The 16,188-nt window shown below is 75.2% G+C and carries 17 protein-coding genes and 1 riboswitch; of the genes, 13 read left to right on the top strand and 4 right to left on the bottom strand.

Annotated features, from left to right (window positions below):
* Positions 1–26: 26 nt before the first annotated feature.
* Together VGH76_RS08575 and VGH76_RS08570 are read left to right on the top strand one after the other, a co-directional pair.
* Positions 27–764 carry an SDR family oxidoreductase gene (locus VGH76_RS08575; protein ID WP_331556221.1) on the top strand — a complete coding sequence of 246 codons (738 nt, stop codon included), beginning with the start codon at positions 27–29 and terminating at the stop codon, positions 762–764.
* 10 nt (positions 765–774) lie between these two features.
* Positions 775–1,227, top strand: coding sequence for a GatB/YqeY domain-containing protein (locus tag VGH76_RS08570; RefSeq protein ID WP_331556220.1), 453 nt, complete (start codon positions 775–777; stop codon positions 1,225–1,227).
* Positions 1,228–1,254: 27 nt separating this feature from the next.
* Here the strand turns inward: VGH76_RS08570 and VGH76_RS08565 are convergent, their stop codons facing one another.
* Positions 1,255–2,019 (bottom strand): sulfite exporter TauE/SafE family protein, encoded by a 765-nt coding sequence (locus VGH76_RS08565; RefSeq protein ID WP_331556219.1) that lies wholly within the window; start codon positions 2,017–2,019, stop codon positions 1,255–1,257.
* Between the two features lie 62 nt (positions 2,020–2,081).
* Here VGH76_RS08565 and VGH76_RS08560 point away from each other — a divergent pair, with 62 nt between their 5' ends.
* From VGH76_RS08560 to selD, 3 genes are all read left to right on the top strand, one after another.
* A complete protein-coding gene (locus VGH76_RS08560; RefSeq protein ID WP_331556218.1) occupies positions 2,082–2,417 on the top strand; it encodes an RNA-binding S4 domain-containing protein in 336 nt (111 codons plus the stop codon).
* Positions 2,418–2,674: 257 nt separating this feature from the next.
* Entirely contained in the window at positions 2,675–3,559 is an 885-nt protein-coding gene (locus tag VGH76_RS08555; RefSeq protein ID WP_331556216.1) for a DUF742 domain-containing protein, read from the top strand.
* 21 nt (positions 3,560–3,580) lie between these two features.
* A complete protein-coding gene (gene selD, locus VGH76_RS08550) occupies positions 3,581–4,585 on the top strand; it encodes a selenide, water dikinase SelD (protein ID WP_414637696.1) in 1,005 nt (334 codons plus the stop codon).
* A 32-nt stretch (positions 4,586–4,617) separates the two neighbouring features.
* Here the strand turns inward: selD and VGH76_RS08545 are convergent, their stop codons facing one another.
* A complete protein-coding gene (locus VGH76_RS08545) occupies positions 4,618–5,781 on the bottom strand; it encodes a glycosyltransferase family 9 protein (RefSeq protein ID WP_331556214.1) in 1,164 nt (387 codons plus the stop codon).
* Positions 5,782–5,902: 121 nt separating this feature from the next.
* Between VGH76_RS08545 and VGH76_RS08540 the strand changes: the two genes are divergently transcribed.
* The 8 genes from VGH76_RS08540 (at position 5,903) to gcvP (ending at position 14,120) form a co-directional block, all read left to right on the top strand.
* Positions 5,903–6,646: an SDR family NAD(P)-dependent oxidoreductase gene (locus VGH76_RS08540; protein ID WP_331556212.1), complete on the top strand. Its 744-nt coding sequence runs from the start codon at positions 5,903–5,905 to the stop codon at positions 6,644–6,646.
* Positions 6,647–6,685: 39 nt separating this feature from the next.
* Complete coding sequence (locus tag VGH76_RS08535; RefSeq protein WP_331556210.1) at positions 6,686–7,276, top strand: CDP-alcohol phosphatidyltransferase family protein; 591 nt, start codon at positions 6,686–6,688, stop codon at positions 7,274–7,276.
* Positions 7,277–7,355: 79 nt separating this feature from the next.
* Positions 7,356–7,742, top strand: a complete 387-nt coding sequence (gene gcvH, locus VGH76_RS08530) for a glycine cleavage system protein GcvH (RefSeq protein WP_331556209.1) — start codon at positions 7,356–7,358, stop codon at positions 7,740–7,742.
* A 232-nt stretch (positions 7,743–7,974) separates the two neighbouring features.
* A complete protein-coding gene (gene garA / locus VGH76_RS08525) occupies positions 7,975–8,445 on the top strand; it encodes a glycogen accumulation regulator GarA (protein ID WP_331556208.1) in 471 nt (156 codons plus the stop codon).
* Entirely contained in the window at positions 8,442–9,341 is a 900-nt protein-coding gene (locus tag VGH76_RS08520; protein ID WP_331556207.1) for a MerR family transcriptional regulator, read from the top strand. Before garA ends, VGH76_RS08520 begins: the two co-directional genes overlap by 4 nt.
* Positions 9,342–9,505: 164 nt before the next feature.
* Positions 9,506–9,973 carry a bifunctional nuclease family protein gene (locus VGH76_RS08515; RefSeq protein WP_026204493.1) on the top strand — a complete coding sequence of 156 codons (468 nt, stop codon included), beginning with the start codon at positions 9,506–9,508 and terminating at the stop codon, positions 9,971–9,973.
* Positions 9,974–10,237: 264 nt separating this feature from the next.
* Positions 10,238–10,780, top strand: coding sequence for a MerR family transcriptional regulator (locus tag VGH76_RS08510; RefSeq protein ID WP_331556261.1), 543 nt, complete (start codon positions 10,238–10,240; stop codon positions 10,778–10,780).
* Positions 10,781–10,821: 41 nt separating this feature from the next.
* Positions 10,822–10,926, top strand: a riboswitch (glycine riboswitch).
* Positions 10,927–11,162: 236 nt separating this feature from the next.
* Entirely contained in the window at positions 11,163–14,120 is a 2,958-nt protein-coding gene (gene gcvP / locus VGH76_RS08505; protein WP_331556206.1) for an aminomethyl-transferring glycine dehydrogenase, read from the top strand.
* A 166-nt stretch (positions 14,121–14,286) separates the two neighbouring features.
* On the opposite strand, the gene VGH76_RS08500 is transcribed toward gcvP, so the two are convergent.
* Together VGH76_RS08500 and VGH76_RS08495 are read right to left on the bottom strand one after the other, a co-directional pair.
* On the bottom strand, positions 14,287–15,090 hold the full coding sequence (locus tag VGH76_RS08500) for a universal stress protein (protein WP_331556205.1): 804 nt from the start codon (positions 15,088–15,090) through the stop codon (positions 14,287–14,289).
* Between the two features lie 32 nt (positions 15,091–15,122).
* Positions 15,123–16,145 (bottom strand): NAD(P)/FAD-dependent oxidoreductase, encoded by a 1,023-nt coding sequence (locus VGH76_RS08495; protein ID WP_331556204.1) that lies wholly within the window; start codon positions 16,143–16,145, stop codon positions 15,123–15,125.
* Positions 16,146–16,188: the final 43 nt, after the last annotated feature.

Here is a 16,188-nt window from a genome sequence, read left to right as displayed (position 1 = left end):
CCGACCGTCGGTGATCTGATGGCCCGATGCGGACACTGATCACGGGGGCCAGCTCGGGGCTCGGCGCCGGCATGGCGCGGGAGCTCGCCGCGCGGGGGCACGACCTCGCGCTCGTCGCCCGGCGCACCGACCGCCTCGAGGCCCTCGCCGTGGAGCTGACCGCCCGCCCCGGAGCGCCCGTGGTGCACACGGCCGCCCTCGACGTCACCGACGACGAGGCCGTCGCCCGGGTGGTCCCCGCGATGCGCGACGAGCTCGGCGGGCTGGACCGCGTGGTCGTCAACGCGGGGATCGGCGGCGGGCGGCCGGTGGGCAGCGGACGACCGGGGGCGAACCTGCGGACCGCGCGGACCAACTTCGTCGCCGCGATCGCCCAGTGCGAGGCCGCCATGGAGATCTTCCGGGAGCAGGGGTCGGGGCACCTCGTGGTCGTGACCTCGGTGGCCGCCGACCGCGGCCTGCGCGGGGCCACGACCGTGTACGCCGCGACGAAGGCGGGCCTGCACACGTTCGTCGAGGGCCTGCGCGCCGACGTGGTGGGCCGCGGCATCGCCGTCACCGAGCTCGCGCCGGGCTTCATCCGGACCGACCTCAACGAGGGCATGCGGATGCCGTTCGCGGTCGACGCGGCCACGGGGACGCGGGCGATGGTGGCGGCGATGGAGCGCCGGCCCGCGCACGCCTACGTGCCGCGGTGGCCGTGGTCGGTGCTCGGCCCGGCGCTGCGGGTCATGCCGATGCCGCTGGTCCGCCGCCTGACCTAGGCTGGACGGCGTGCTCAAGGAGAGGCTGCGCAGCGACCTGACCGCCGCCATGAAGGCCCGCGACGAGGTCCGGGTCGCGACGCTGCGGATGGCGCTGACCGCGGTGTCCACGGCCGAGACCGCGGGCGAGTCCCACCAGGACCTCTCCGACGACGACGTCCTGGGCGTCCTCTCGCGCGAGACCAAGAAGCGCCGGGAGTCGGCCGAGGCGTTCGACGGGGCCGGGCGCACCGAGCTGGCCGAGCGGGAGCGGGCCGAGGAGCAGGTCCTCGCCGAGTACCTCCCGCAGCCGCTGACCGACGATGAGCTCACCGCGCTGGTGTCCGCGGCGATCGCCGAGACGGGGGCGGACTCGCCGCGCCAGATGGGGCAGGTCATGAAGGTGGTGCAGCCGCAGGTCGGCTCGCGCGCCGACGGCAAGCGGGTGTCGACCGAGGTGCGCCGGCAGCTGTCGGGGGCGTAGGCGTCGTCGCCGCGTCGGGTCCGGACCTCAGCCCCGGACGGCGTCGACGAACAGCACCACCGCGAGCACCAGCCCGGCCACGGCGATGCCGACGCGCAGCACGACCGGCGGGAGGCGCCGGGCGATCGCGGGCCCGGTGTAGTTCCCGACGAGCAGCCCGGCGGCCAGCGGGAGCGCCGCGCTCCACACCACGTGCCCGAGCACGATGAAGCCGATCGCGGCGACGGCGTTCGAGGCGCCGAGCAGCACGTTCTTCACCGCGTTGACCCGCACCAGGGTGTCGGCGAGCAGCCGCGAGAGCAGCGCCAGCATGAGCACCCCCGCGGCGGCGCCGAAGTAGCCGGAGTAGACGCCGATCGCGACGGCGCCGAGGGCGGTCGCGGGGCCCGGCCTCCCGTCGGCCGCGGCGGCGCCCGGCGGCACGGGACGCGGCGGGCGGAGCAGGACGAGCGAGGCGCCGCCGACGAGGAACGGCACGATGAGCGCGAACGTCTCCGACGGGGTCACCAGGACCAGGGCGCCCCCGATCACCCCGCCGAGCACGGTCAGCGGGAGCAGCCGCCGGACGCGGGCGCCCTGGCCGCGCAGCTCCGGGCGGGATCCGACGATCGAGCCGATGCTGGAGCTCGCGAGTGCGATCGTGTTGGTCTGATTCGCGACCGTCGGGGGCAGCCCGACCGCGAGCAGGGCGGGGTAGGAGAAGAGCGACGCGAGGCCGGCCATCGAGCCCGTGAGCCCGGCGCCGACGCCGGCGAGGACGAGCAGCAGGGGCGCCGGGAGCACGAGGCTCATCCGAGCAGACCGGACGGGGAGGATGCAGCGGTGGGTGCAGGGACGCCGATCCGGACGTCGACGTGGCCGGGACGATCCGGCTCGGCCAGTTCCTCAAGCTGTCGGGCCTGGTGGAGCACGGCGCCGACGCCAAGGACGTGGTCGCTGCGGGGGAGGTGGCCGTGAACGGGCGGGCCGAGACGCGGCGCGGCCGCCAGCTCGCGCCCGGCGACGTCGTGGCCCTCGGCGGGGAACGCGCGCGGGTGGTCGGCCCGTACGGCCCGAAACGGGCGACTCGTGAGCAGAAGCAACGAAACCCGGGGCGCCGTCCCGGCGGACCGGGTGGAACGACGACGACCCCGGGTTCCGCGGAGATGAGCCCTGCCGAGAGGTCAGAGGCAGAGCCACCATCAGCCTAGTCCGGCCCCCCGTGCCGCGGTGGCGCGAGCCACTCCGACCACCGGAACGGCGCACTCCCCGCGCCCTCCCCGGGTGGAGGGGCCGCAGAGAGACCCGGCCGCACGAGCAGGGTCGCCCGTTCGGCCCTGAATGATCCGAGAAGACGTGACCCCGCTCCACGGAGGGTGACGCACGCCGCGCCGAACCCGTACCGTGATCGGGCCCGTCTCTCCGGATGTCGGGTTTTCACCCGTAGTACGGAAGGTGAGCACGCGGCGTGACCGACGACCGGGCCGAGAGCGAGCGACGCTCCTGGCTGCGCCGCCGACAGGACGTCGGCCGGAGGGGCGCACGCTTTCCACGGCAGGCCGACGAGACGCATCCGGCCGCGGACGGGCCGGAGACGGCGCCGGAGGTGCCCGCGGCCCCGTCGGCCGATCCGCTCGTCGGGCGGACGGGTGCGCGGTTCGACGCCCGGGCCCGCCGGGCGCTCGCCGCCCCGCTCGCCGTGCCGTCGCGCCCGAGCGCGACGCGCGGCCCCACGGCCGACGTCCCGGCCCCCGACGCCGCGGATCCCGCGGACGCGCTCGTCGGGCGGACCGGTGCCCGGTTCGCCTCCCACGCCCGTCGCGCCCGCCGGGAGGCCGAGCACCAGGCCGTGCAGGACGCCGTCGTGCCCGCGCAGGCCGCCCCGGTGGTGCGACGCGGCCGGCCCGCCGCGGACTCCCGGGAGGCGCCGCGGCCGGCGCCGCACCACGACCCGGACGACGCCCCGACGGCCCCGCTGCACCTCGCCGAGCTGCGCAACCGCGCGGAGGGGATCGAGTCGCGGGTCTCGGTGCGGCCCTACGTGCGCACCCGCGGGCGGACCCACGCGCGAGCGGACCTGCGCATCGAGACGCTGGTGTCCATCCCCTCGCCGCGCCCGCCCCTGGAGGACCCGGAGCACCGCGCGATCAGCGACCTCTGCGACGGGCCCCGCTCGGTCGCCGAGCTCGCCGCGCTCCTGCGGGTGCCCCTCGGCGTCGCCCGCATCTTCATCGGCGACATGGCCGAGGACGGGAGCCTGACGGTCCACCCGACGGCTGACCGGCTCAGCGCGGGACGCGGCCCCGACCCCGCCGTGCTGGCGCGGGTGTTGCGGGGGCTGCACCGGCTGTAGACCGGGCGCAGGATGGTGCCCATGAGCACCGCGACCCCGACGCGTCTGACCGGGTACGCCCACGGCGGAGGATGCGCCTGCAAGATCCCGCCGGGCGAGCTCGAGTCGGTGGTGCGCGGGCTGGCGCCGACGCCGTCGACGCCGCGGACCGGTGAGCTCCTCGTCGGCCTCGAGGACGGCGACGACGCGGCCGCGGTGACGATCCGCGACGGGCTCGCGCTCATCGCCACCACCGACTTCTTCACCCCCGTGGTCGACGACCCCTACGACTGGGGCCGCATCGCCGCCGCCAACGCCCTCTCCGACGTCTACGCGATGGGCGGGCGGCCCGTCGTCGCGCTGAACCTGCTGTGCTGGCCGCGTGACCTGCTGCCCCTCGAGCTCGCCGGCGAGGTGCTCCGCGGCGGCCTCGACGTCGCCGACGCCGCCGGCTGCCACGTCGCGGGCGGGCACTCGGTGGACGACCCGGAGCCCAAGTACGGGATGGCAGTGACCGGGACGGCGGACCCCGAGAAGCTCATCCGCAACGACGCCGGCCGTGCGGGCCTGCCGCTCTCGCTCACCAAGCCGCTGGGCCTCGGCGTCCTCAACAACCGGCACAAGGTCACCGGCGAGGTCTTCGGCCACGCGGTCGAGACCATGGCGTCGCTCAACGCCGAGGCCTCGGTCGCCGCGGTGGCGGCCGGCATCGTCGCCGGCACCGACGTCACCGGGTTCGGGCTGCTCGGGCACGCCTACAAGCTCGCCCGCGCCTCGAGGGTGACCGCGGTGATCGACAGCGCGGCCGTGCCCTACCTCGACGGCGCCCGCGAGGCGGTCCGGGAGGGCTTCGTCTCCGGGGGGACGCGCCGCAACCTGGACTGGGTGGCCGACGCGACCGACTTCGGGTCGGTCGGCGAGGACGACCGGCTGTTGCTCGCCGACGCCCAGACCTCGGGGGGCCTGCTGCTCGTCGGGGAGATCCCCGGGGCGCCCGTGATCGGCGAGCTGGTACCGGCGGAAGGGAAGAGCCTCCGGCTCAGGTGAACGGATGTGGTCGCTCCGGCGACCAGATCCGTTCACATGGGCTGCGCCCAGAGGTCCAGCGCCGCCTCGCGGACGTCCTCGATCGGCACGTCGTGGGTCGCCGACGCCCCGTGCCCGCACCAGCCCTCGAGCACCCGCAGCCCGCACACCTGGCAGCCGCCGTGCCAGGAGACCAGGACCCGGTGCCACACGCGGGTGAGCGGGGCGACGTCGGCGAGGTTGGCATAGGTGAAGACCGCGACGGTCGGGGTGCCCACCGCGCCGGCGACGTGACGCGGCCCGGAGTCGTTGCCGATCACCAGGTCGGCCCGGGCGAGCAGCCCCACCAGCCCGGGCAGCGACAAGGTGCCGACGGCGGTCTCGGGGTCCCGCCCGGTCTCGCCCCGGTAGCCCGAGGCCACGCGGGCCACGCGGTCGGCCTCCGACGCCCCGCCCGCCACGACCACCCGAGCCCCGGGCAGGGCGGCCGCGACCGCCCCGAGCCGCTCCTCGGGGTAGCAGCGGCGGGCGTCGGTGGCCCCCGGGTGCACCACGACGAGCGGGTCGTCGGCGGCGGGTACGACGTCGAGCGAGGCGGCGAGGTCTTCGGCCGTCACCGCGAGCCGCGGCTCCACCCGGTCGGGGCGGGCGCCGACGGCCGCGGCGAGCTCGTTCCAGCGCAGCGTGTCGTGCTGGTACGGGGTGTAGGGGACCCAGCGGTCGGGTCGCGGGGCACCCGGGGCCGCAGTGCCCGCCGTGACCCGCGCGCCGAGCCGGTCGATCAGGCGGTTCGAGTTGCCGCCGCCGCCGTGCATCTGGATCGCGAGGTCGAAGCCGTACGCCCGCAGCGGCGCGACCCACTCCTCGAGCTCGTCCTCGGTGACGTCCGGGACGGAGTGCGGGTAGGCCCGGACCCCGTGCACCGGGGGCACGACGACGACCCGGTCCACCGGCGCCGGGCGACCCGCCAGCAGCGCCTCGTGGTGCGGGGCGCCGAGCAGGGTGATCTCCGCGTCGGGGTAGGCGTCGCGCACCGCCGAGAGCGCCGGCTCGGCGACCACCAGGTCGCCCAGCCCGTTCGCGCGCAGGACCGCCAGCCGCCGGACGTCGGGCACCGTCGGCACCGGATCGGCGGGCACGCCGAGCGCGGGGGCGTGGGTGCCGGGCGTGGGGCCCGGCGTGGAGGTGCCGGTCGCGGTCGTGGGCGGGGCGTTCACGTCGCGTGATGCTGGCAGCTCCTGCTCCGCCCCGCCGCACGGCGCCCTCCCGGCCGCACGGCGCCCTCCCGGTTGACGGTGCTCTTCCGCCCGGCGGCCCGGCCACCTACGGTCGGCGACCGTGAGTGAACGCGCCGCCATCGTCACCGGCTCCGCCAGCGGCATCGTCCGCGCCGTCGTCGAACGCCTCGTGGGGGACGGCTGGCAGGTGCTGGGCGTGGACCTCGAGGAGCCGGACCTCAAGGGAGCGGAGGGGCTCGGTGCCGACCTCACCACCCGCGAGGGCAACCGCGCCGCCGTCGACACCGCGCTCGAGCGCTTCGGGCGCATCGACCTGGTCGTCCCCAATGCCGGGTTCCAGTACGTCGCGCCCATCGACGAGTTCCCCGAGGACCGGTGGGACGCGCTGCTCGCGATCCTGCTGACCAGCCCGTTCCTGCTCGCGAAGTACTCCTGGGAGGCGCTGTGCGCGGCGCCCGAGGGTGGGCGGTTCATCCCGATCGCCTCCGCGCACGCGCTGGCCGCGAGCCCCTTCAAGGCCGGGTACGTCTCGGCCAAGCACGGCGTGCTGGGCCTGGTGAAGACCCTCGCCCTCGAGGGCGCGACCTACGGCGTCACGGCCGCGGCCGTCTGCCCGGGCTACGTGCGCACCCCGCTGGTGGAGAAGCAGATCGCCGACCAGGCCAAGGCGCACGGCATCAGCGAGGACCGGGTCATCGAGGAGGTCATCCTCACCCCGCACGCCCTCAAGCGGCTCATCGAGCCGAGCGACGTCGCCGACGTCGTCGCGTTCCTCACCACCCCGGCGGGCGGGACCTTCACCGGCGGTCCCGTGACGATGGACATGGGCTGGACCGCGCGCTGAGCGGGTGAGACGCGGCGCGGGGGTGCCACACTCCCCGCCGTGACGATCCGCGAGATCGCCGCCGAGCGGTGGCTGACGGTGCCCAACCTGCTGTCGGTGATCCGGCTGGCGGGCGTGCCGGTCTTCCTGTGGCTGCTGCTCGGCCCCCGGGCCGACGGGTGGGCGCTGATCGTGCTCGTGATCTCGGGGATCACCGACTGGCTCGACGGCAAGCTCGCCCGCTGGCTCGACCAGTACAGCAAGCTGGGCGAGGCGCTCGACCCCCTCGCCGACCGGCTCTACACGCTCGCCGCGCTGGTGGCCTTCGTCATCCGCGACATCGTGCCGTGGTGGGTGGTGGTGCTGATCGTGGGGCGCGACGTCGTGGTGTCCGCGGCGCTGCCGCTGCTGCGGCGCAAGGGCTACCTCGCCTTCCCGGTGCTCTACATCGGCAAGGCGGCCACGCTGTGCCTGCTCTACGCGTTCCCGCTGCTCCTGCTCGCCCAGATGGACTGGGCCGGCGCCGACGCGGCCCGGCCGTTCGCCTACGCGTTCACCGTCTGGGGCATCGCGCTGCACCTCTGGTCGGGCGCGCTGTACATCACCCAGCTCGTCCGCACGCCGGCGCGGGCACTCGATTGCCCCTCCTGAGCGGTCCCCTCTACGCTCGCCGCCGCCGTCGACGATGATCGTCCTCGGCGCATCCGACACAGGACGAGTGGAGTCGAGCGTGGTCCCCGAGGGTCTGCACTACACCGCCGAGCACGAGTGGGTCGCGACGGCGGAGGACGAGGGGACGGTGCGGGTCGGCATCACCGACTTCGCCCAGGAGCAGCTCGGCGACGTGGTGTTCGTCCAGCTGCCGACGGTCGGCGACCCGGTCTCGGCGGGCGACTCGATCGCCGAGGTGGAGTCCACCAAGTCGGTCTCGGAGATCTACGCGCCGCTGGCGGGGGAGATCACCGCGGTGAACGACTCGCTCGGCGACACCCCCGAGCAGCTCAACTCCGACCCGTACGGCTCGGGCTGGATGTTCGAGCTCCGCCTGTCCGACCCGGGCGCGCGCTCCGAGCTCCTCGACGCCTCGGCGTACCAGGCGATCATCGACGGCGAATGAACGCTCGACGGTCGGTGACCGGATCGGTCACGGGGCGTCGAGCAGGGCCCCGGCCTGGGCGGGAGCGGTGAGTCGGGACCGAGACACGGGCCGACGGTGACGCACGGTACCGTGACCACCACCTCGTCGCGGCGCCCCGAGCGGGCGTATCACGGGACGTGGGACCCACCCCCCGGGGCGTGGTGGGGCCCGAACGGCAGTGGCAGCAGGCGAGCATCGACGGAGGAGCACGGTGAGCACAGGCGGTCCGGTCCCCCCCGAGCGTCAGGGTGAGACGACGTCGGTCTTCCGGGCCGACTTCCTCGCCGAGTCCGATGCGGACACCCGTGGCGGCGGCGTCTCCGGCGTCGACTCGCTGCCCTCCGGGTCCGCGCTGCTGGTGGTCAAGCGTGGGCCGAACGCGGGATCGCGCTTCCTGCTCGACCGCGACACCACGAGCGCCGGGCGGCACCCCGACAGCGACATCTTCCTCGACGACGTGACCGTGTCGCGTCGCCACGCCGAGTTCCGGCGCGACGGAGCGGAGTTCGTCGTCGTCGACGTCGGTAGCCTCAACGGCACCTACGTCAACCGGGAGCCGGTGGACACCGCCGTGCTCGCCAACGGCGACGAGGTGCAGATCGGCAAGTTCCGCCTGGTCTTCCTGACCGGGCCGCGCGACGCCGGCTCCGCCGGTCAGGGGGCCGGACTGGAGTACTCGTGACGACGGCGGGGCTCCAGCACGGCGACCGTGCGGGTCGCGGTGCGCTGTCCATCGGCTCGGTCCTCGACGCGCTGCGCGAGGACTTCCCCGAGATCACGATCTCCAAGATCCGCTTCCTCGAGTCCGAGGGGCTGATCTCCCCGGCGCGGACGCCGTCGGGTTACCGGCAGTTCTCGCACGCCGACATCCGGCGGCTGCGGTTCGTGCTCTCGGCGCAGCGGGACCACTACCTCCCGCTCAAGGTCATCCGCGCGAAGCTCGACGCGTTCGACCGTGATCCCACCCCGGACGGCCCGGTGCTCACCGCGTCCGCCGAGCCGGTCACCCCGGCCGAGGCGCTCGTCGGTGCCGGGGAGACCGGCGGACCCGGCGGCGACGGCCCCGGCGGTGGGCGACCCGCCGAGCTCCGGGCGTCCCGGCCGCGCGGCCTCAGCGCCGTGGGCCCGGTCCCCGATCCGGCCGACGCCGCCGACGAGGACCCGGAGCGGGCCGTGCCGGCGGACGCCGGCGCCGGCCCGGACGACGTCGAGAGCGTCACTCGCGAGACGGTGCTCGCCGAGGACGGCGTCGACGAGGCGCTGCTGACCTCGCTGGAGCTCCACGGGATCCTGCGGCCCGACGTCACCGGGCGCTACGAGCCGGAGGCCCCGGTGATCGCGCGCACCGCCGCGGCGCTGGCCGTGCTCGGCGTCGAGCCCCGGCTGCTGCGCGGGCTGCGGGCGGGCGCCGACCGTGAGGTCGGGCTGCTCACCCAGCTCGTCACCCCGGTCGCGCGCGGCCGCGCGCCCGAGGCCTCGCGGCGGGCCCGCGAGCTCTCCGGGGAGCTGGCGAGCCTCTCGGGCCGGCTGCACGCCCTGCTCGTCGGAGCCGGGCTGCGACACGGTCTGCGCCGCTGAGAGTCCGGCTCGTCTCACCGCCCCTGGGCCCCGCCGACCGTGTAGCGTTCGCGGGGTCGACGGGGTCGCCCGATCCACCTCGTGGGGGCCGCCGGGCGCGACCGTCGTCCGACCGGTATCCGACGGCGCGATCACGCGCCACGTGGGAAACAGGGAGGCGACGCATGAGCGAGATGCGTGTCGTGGGGGTCCGGGTCGAACTGCCCGCGAACCAGCCGATCCTCCTGCTGCGGGAGTCCGACGGCGACCGCTACCTGCCGATCTGGATCGGGTCGGTCGAGGCGACCGCGATAGCGCTCGAGCAGCAGGGCGTGAAGCCGGCGCGGCCGCTCACCCACGACCTCCTCAAGGACGTCCTCGGCGCCCTCGACCGGCGTCTCGAGCAGGTGCGGATCACCGACCTGCAGGAGGGGACGTTCTACGCGGAGCTCGTCTTCGACGGCGACGTCCGGGTCTCCGCCCGCCCCAGCGACTCGGTGGCGCTCGCGCTGCGCGTCGGGGTGCCGATCCACGCCGAGGAGGGCGTCCTCTCCGAGGCCGGTCTGGTCATCCCGGACGAGCAGGAGGACGAGGTCGAGAAGTTCCGCGAGTTCCTCGACACGGTCTCCCCGGAGGACTTCGCGGGGACGTGAGGGGCGCCCCCTACGGTCCAACCCTGAAGTCAAGGTGCAGAGTTGGCCGCGCGTCGCGTTGACCCCCGTGGACACCCCTCGTACGGTCGTCTGACCAGGGCCCGAGCCGGGCCCTGACGGTGCGAGGAGGCAGGTGTGGCGGGAGCCGGAGAGCGGCCCGGGGCCGGGAGGACGCCCGGCGCCGAGGTTCCGTCGAGCCAGGCTCCGTCGGTACCGGCGTCCCCGGGGCTCCAGCCGCTCGGGCCGGCGGGGGAGCAGGGGTCGCTGTTCCCCGACGAGCTGTTCGGGGAGAGCCCCAACGACGAGGTCCTGGGCTACCGCGGGCCGGCGGCCTGCCAGATCGTCGGGATCACCTACCGCCAGCTGGACTACTGGGCCCGGACCAAGCTCGTCGTCCCCAGCATCCGGACGGCCACCGGGTCGGGCTCACAGCGGCTGTACTCGTTCAAGGACCTCGCGGTGCTCAAGGTGGTGAAGAACCTCCTCGACACCGGGGTGTCGCTGAACAACATCCGCACCGCGGTGGAGCAGCTGCGCCGTCACGGGGTGCGTGACCTCGCGAGGATCACGCTGTTCTCCGACGGCGTGACGGTCTACGAGTGCACGTCGCCGGAGGAGGTCGTCGACCTGCTCCAGGGCGGGCAGGGCGTCTTCGGCATCGCGGTCGGCGGCGCGATGCGCGAGCTGTCGGGCTCCATCGCGCACTTCCCGGCCGAGCGGGCCGGGGCGGGCGCCGCGGTGCTGGAGCACGCCCCCGAGGACGAGCTCGCCACCCGCCGGCACCGCGGAGCGCGCTCCGCGGGATGACACGCGGTGATCGTCCCGGTATCGTGCGCGGTGTCGGTCAACGACTCCACGCGGGAGAGACCTGCAGTCAGAAGCCTCTGGACGCAGGCGCCGAAGGAGCAACTCCTCCCCGGAATCTCTCAGGCATCGGGTACCGCGTGGGCGAGACGACCTCTGGAAAGCGGTGCGATCCCTCCGGGGTGACCACCCGCCGATGGTGCAAGCCGGACCGAGCAGTCGGGGTTGAGGTCCGGTGAAGCTCTCAGGCGCCCGTGCGAGCGGCGGGCAGCGGCAGAGGGGGAGGGACCCGGCGCGTCCGTCGAGGAACGCGTCGGGGTGACCCTGACCGAGTCCGGTCGCGCCGGCGTACCCCGGCCCACCGGCAGCCACCGGGAGGCCCCGCGTGAGCTCCACAGACCGTCATTCGCTGGCCGCGCTCGAGCACGGCACGCCCTTCACCGAGCGCCACATCGGCCCGGACGCCGGTGAGTTGGCCCGGATGCTGGAGACGATCGGCGTCGGCTCGCTCGACGAGCTCGCCGACCGGGCGATGCCGACCTCGATCCGCTCCGACCCCGCCGACTGGGAGACTGACTCGGATCCCTGCCGGGCTGGCCACCGCGACCAGGCGCCGCCGCCAGCGGCGACCGAGACGCAGGTCCTCGACGAGCTCCGCGCCCTCGCCGGGGCCAACACCGTGCTCACCCCGATGCTGGGGCTGGGCTACCACGGCACGGTCACCCCGCCGGTGATCCGGCGCAACGTGCTCGAGGACCCGGCCTGGTACACCGCCTACACGCCCTACCAGCCCGAGATCTCCCAGGGCCGGCTCGAGGCGCTGCTGAACTTCCAGACGGTGATCACCGACCTCACCGGCCTCGACATCGCCGGTGCCTCCATGCTCGACGAGTCGACCGCGGCCGCCGAGGCCATGCTGCTGCTGCGCCGGGTCGACAAGTCGAAGTCCGACACGTTCCTCGTCGACGAGGACACCCTCCCGCAGACCATCGCGGTGCTGCGCACCCGGGCGGAGTCGCTGAACATCCGCGTCGAGCTGATCGACGTCACTGCCGGGGCGAGCGGAGCGACGGGGGAAGGTGGGGCGCTGCCCGAGGAGGACTTCTTCGGGCTCCTGCTCGCTGCGCCCGGCGCCTCCGGGGCGTTGCGCGACCACACCGCGCTCATCGCCGCCGCGCACGAGCGCGGGTCGAAGGTCGTCGTCGCGTGCGACCTGCTCGCGGCCGCCGTCGTCACCCCGCCCGGGGAGCAGGGCGCCGACGTCGCCGTCGGGTCCACCCAGCGCTTCGGCGTCCCGCTGGGCTTCGGCGGGCCGCACGCGGGGTTCCTCGCGGTACGTCAGCCGCTCGCCCGCCAACTGCCGGGGCGCCTGGTCGGCACCTCGGTCGACGCCGACGGCGACCCCGCCCACCGGCTCGCGCTGCAGACCCGCGAGCAGCACATCCGCCGCGACAAGGCCACCAGCAACATCTGCACCGCGCAGGTGCTGCTCGCCGTCATCGCCTCGATGTACGCCGTGTACCACGGCCCGGCGGGTCTGGCCGTGATCGCGCAGCGCACCCACCGGATGGCCGCCGTGCTCGCCGCCGGACTGGTCAAGGGTGGCGTCGAGGTCGTCCACGGCGAGTTCTTCGACACCGTGCTCGCCCGCGTGCCGGACGGTGCGGCCGACGTCGTCGCGCGGTGCCGCGAGGAGGGCCTGCTCGCCCGCGAGGTCGACGGCGACCACGTCGGCCTGTCGTGCTCCGAGGTCACCACCCGCGAGCACCTCTCCGCGGTCTGGCGCGCGTTCGGCATCGAGGGGCTCGGCATCGAGGACCTCGACGCGGCCACCGAGGACGCCGTCCCCGCCGGGCTGGCCCGCACCTCGCGCTACCTGACCAACCCGGTCTTCCACCGGCACCGCAGCGAGACCGGGCTGCTGCGCTACCTGCGCACGCTCTCCGACAAGGACGTGGCGCTGGACCGGAGCATGATCCCGCTGGGGTCCTGCACGATGAAGCTCAACGCCACCGCCGAGATGGAGCCGATCACCTACCCCGGCTTCGCGGAGCTGCACCCGTTCGCGCCGGAGTCCGACGCGCCCGGGATGCTGCGGGTGATCCGGGACCTCGAGGCCTGGCTGGTCCACCTCACCGGCTACCACGCGGTGTCGCTGCAGCCCAACGCCGGCTCGCAGGGGGAGCTGGCCGGGCTGCTCGCGATCCGGGCCTACCACCGCTCGCGCGGGGACACCCACCGCGACGTCTGCGTCATCCCGTCCTCGGCGCACGGCACCAACGCCGCGTCGGCGATCTCGGCGGGCATGCGGGTCAAGGTCGTGAAGACGACCGAGCGCGGCGACGTCGACCTCGAGGACCTGCAGCGCGTCATCGGCGACGTCGGCGACGCGCTCTCGGCCATCATGATCACCTACCCGTCCACGCACGGGGTGTACGAGCCGAACGTGCGCAAGGTGCTCGCCGCGGTCCACGACGCCGGCGGGCAGGTGTACGTCGACGGCGCCAACCTCAACGCGCTCGTCGGGCTCGCCCGCCCGGGCCGGTTCGGCGCCGACGTCAGCCACCTGAACCTGCACAAGACTTTCTGCATCCCGCACGGCGGCGGCGGGCCCGGCGTCGGGCCGATCGGCGTCGCCGAGCACCTCGCGCCGTTCCTGCCCAACCACCCCGCGCAGCCCTCGGCCGGGCCGTCGACGGGGGTCGGGCCGGTGGCCGGCGCCCCGTGGGGCTCGGCGTCGATCCTGCCGATCTCGTGGGCCTACGTCCGGCTCATGGGCGTCGACGGGTTGCGGCGGGCGACGCTGACCGCGGTCGCGGCGGCGAACTACGTGGCGGCGCGGCTGCGCTCGTCGTACCCGGTGCTCTACACCGGCGCGAGCGGGCTCGTCGCCCACGAGTGCATCCTCGATCTGCGGCCGCTGACGAAGACCTCGGGCATCACCGTCGATGACGTCGCCAAGCGCCTGGCCGACTACGGCTTCCACGCGCCGACGATGTCGTTCCCGGTGGCCGGGACGCTCATGGTCGAGCCGACCGAGTCCGAGGGCCTCGCCGAGATCGACCGCTTCTGCGACGCGATGATCGCCATCCGCGCCGAGGCGGCGAAGGTCGAGGCGGGGGAGTGGCCCGCCGACGACAACCCGCTGGTGCACGCCCCGTTCACGGCGCGCTCGGTGATGGTGGGGCAGTGGGACCACGCCTACTCCCGCGAGGAGGCGGCGTTCCCCGCGGCCGGGCGCCCGGAGAAGATCTGGGTGCCGGTGCGGCGCATCGACTCCGCGCACGGCGACCGCCACCTGGTCTGCTCCTGCCCGCCGTTGGAGGAGCTGGCCGAGGCGTAGCCGTGCTACCCGGCCCGTACTGAGCGAAGGGCACCTTCGGTCGATATAGTCGACCGAAGGTGCCCTTCGCCGGTGCGGGCCGTTCCGGCGGTGGGCGCCCCTGGCCGATCTAGTCGACCGAAGGTGCCCTTCGCTCGGAATCCCCGACCGCGCGGAACCGCCGGGGTCACGCCTGCACGATCACCGCCGGGACCGGGGCCGCCTGCAGGATCGCCCCGACCCGATCGCCGAGGAAGAAGCGGGTCGCCGCTCCGGGCGAGCCACCGACGACGAGCAGGTCACCCGGGCCCCAGCCGGCGGCGTGCACCGCCTCGTCCCACGTCGCGCCCGCATGGACACCGGTCTCGGCCTCCCGCCCCGTCCCGGTGGGCCCCCGCGCCGCGAGCTCCTCGGCCTGCGCCGCGGCGATCTGCTCCGACCAGCTCGCCACCATCGAGGCCCCGGCCTCCGGGGGCCCGGGCCGCCGGACCGCGAACGAGGCGACCCGCAGCGTCGCCGACGAGCGGTCCGCCAGCGACGCGGCCGCGGCCAGCACGCCCGCCGAGGCGGCGGTCCCGTCGAACGCGCAGGTCACCCGGGTCACCGGCTGGCCCGGCATCGACCCGGCGCCGCGGGCGAGCACCACCGGCACCGGGGAGCTGCGGGCCACCCGCACCGCGATCCGCCCCGAGCGGTCCGCGTCGGTGCCCAGCACGACCGCGGTGATCCCGGCAGCCCCCGCGGCCTCCAGCAGCGCCTCCGCGACCGACCGGCCCCCGACGGTCTCCCAGTGCGCGGTCAGCCCGGCCTCGGACAGCACGCCCTCGACGGCCGCCCGCGCGGCGGCCCCGTCGGGATCCCGGGATCCGGGGGTCACGACGACCGCGACCCGCACGTCCTCGCCCCAGGCCACCGCCAGGCGGGCCGCGAGCCCGACGGCGCCGCCCGCGTCGTCCCGGGCGTCGGGCGAGAGCCCCACGAGCAGCGTCACGGCCGCACCCTAACGGGGCACCGGCCCTGCGCTCAGCAGCTGACGCGCGCCGCGAGGGCGCGGCCGAGCAGGGTCCCCGAGCGCCAGGCCGTCTCCACCTTCGGGCTGCCCCAGGCGTCGCCGACGACGGCGAGCAGGTCGTCGTCGAGGTGGTAGGGCGTGTCGTGGGGATGTGCCGGGCTCGCGTAGGTCCAGCGGTGCGCATGGGTCCACGTCGGTCGGCGGTCGAGCTCGAGGAGGGCGGTGACGGCGTCGACGACCGTCGGGACGGCGCGCTCGGGATCGTGGAGGTGGCGGCGGGCGAGCTCGCCGGTGGTGTGTGCGACGAGGACCGGCGCGCCGTCGCCGCGACGCGCCCCGTCGTCGGCGATGAGGGACAGGTCGGGGTGGTCGTTGACGAAGGCGGCGGTGAGGTCGTCGGACCAGCGGCGCTCGTCGTAGCCCAGCGCCACCGCGATCACCGGCTGCCACTCCTGGTCCGCGAGCACCTCCGCCGCGCGCAGCGGCGGGCCCACCAGCCGCGCGGCCTGGGGCTCGGGCATCGCGAGCACCACCGCGCACGCCGCCTCGCCGTCCACGGCCGGACCGGGGGTGACCTCGGCGACGGTCCGGTGGGTCTCCACCCGCAGGCCCCGCGCGAGGTCGGTCACCAGGGAGCGCAGGCCACCCGGCGCCGCCCAGCGCTGCGGGCCCGGCTTCGGCTCCCAGGTGCCGCCCCCGTCGCGGGCGGCGAGCGTGTCGGTCCAGGGCGCCGCGAGGCCGCGCTCGTCCCACTCGGCGACGAGCGCCGCGAAGTCGGCCGCGCCCGGCTCGTCGGAGCCCGAGACGGTGAAGTAGGCGGCGCCGAGGTCGACCGGGCGGGCGGGCCCGGCCCCCTCACCGCGCGGCAGGTCGGGGCTGGCGAGCCGCCCGCCCACGTGGCCGGCCCGTTCGAGGACGCGGACGGGCACACCGGCCCCGTCGAGCGCCCGGGCGCAGGCGATACCGCTGATCCCGGCGCCCACCACGAGGACGTCGGTGCGGGGAGGAGCAGCGGACCTGCCCGAGTCGGCCATGTCCGACAGGTCCCCCCGGCCGGTGGATTCCATGCCGCGCCCC

The organism is Actinomycetospora sp., assembly GCF_036497585.1.
In the GTDB taxonomy this organism is placed as follows: domain Bacteria; phylum Actinomycetota; class Actinomycetes; order Mycobacteriales; family Pseudonocardiaceae; genus Actinomycetospora.
Note: the sequence above shows the minus strand (reverse complement) of the source record. Positions and strands in the feature narration are given on the sequence as shown.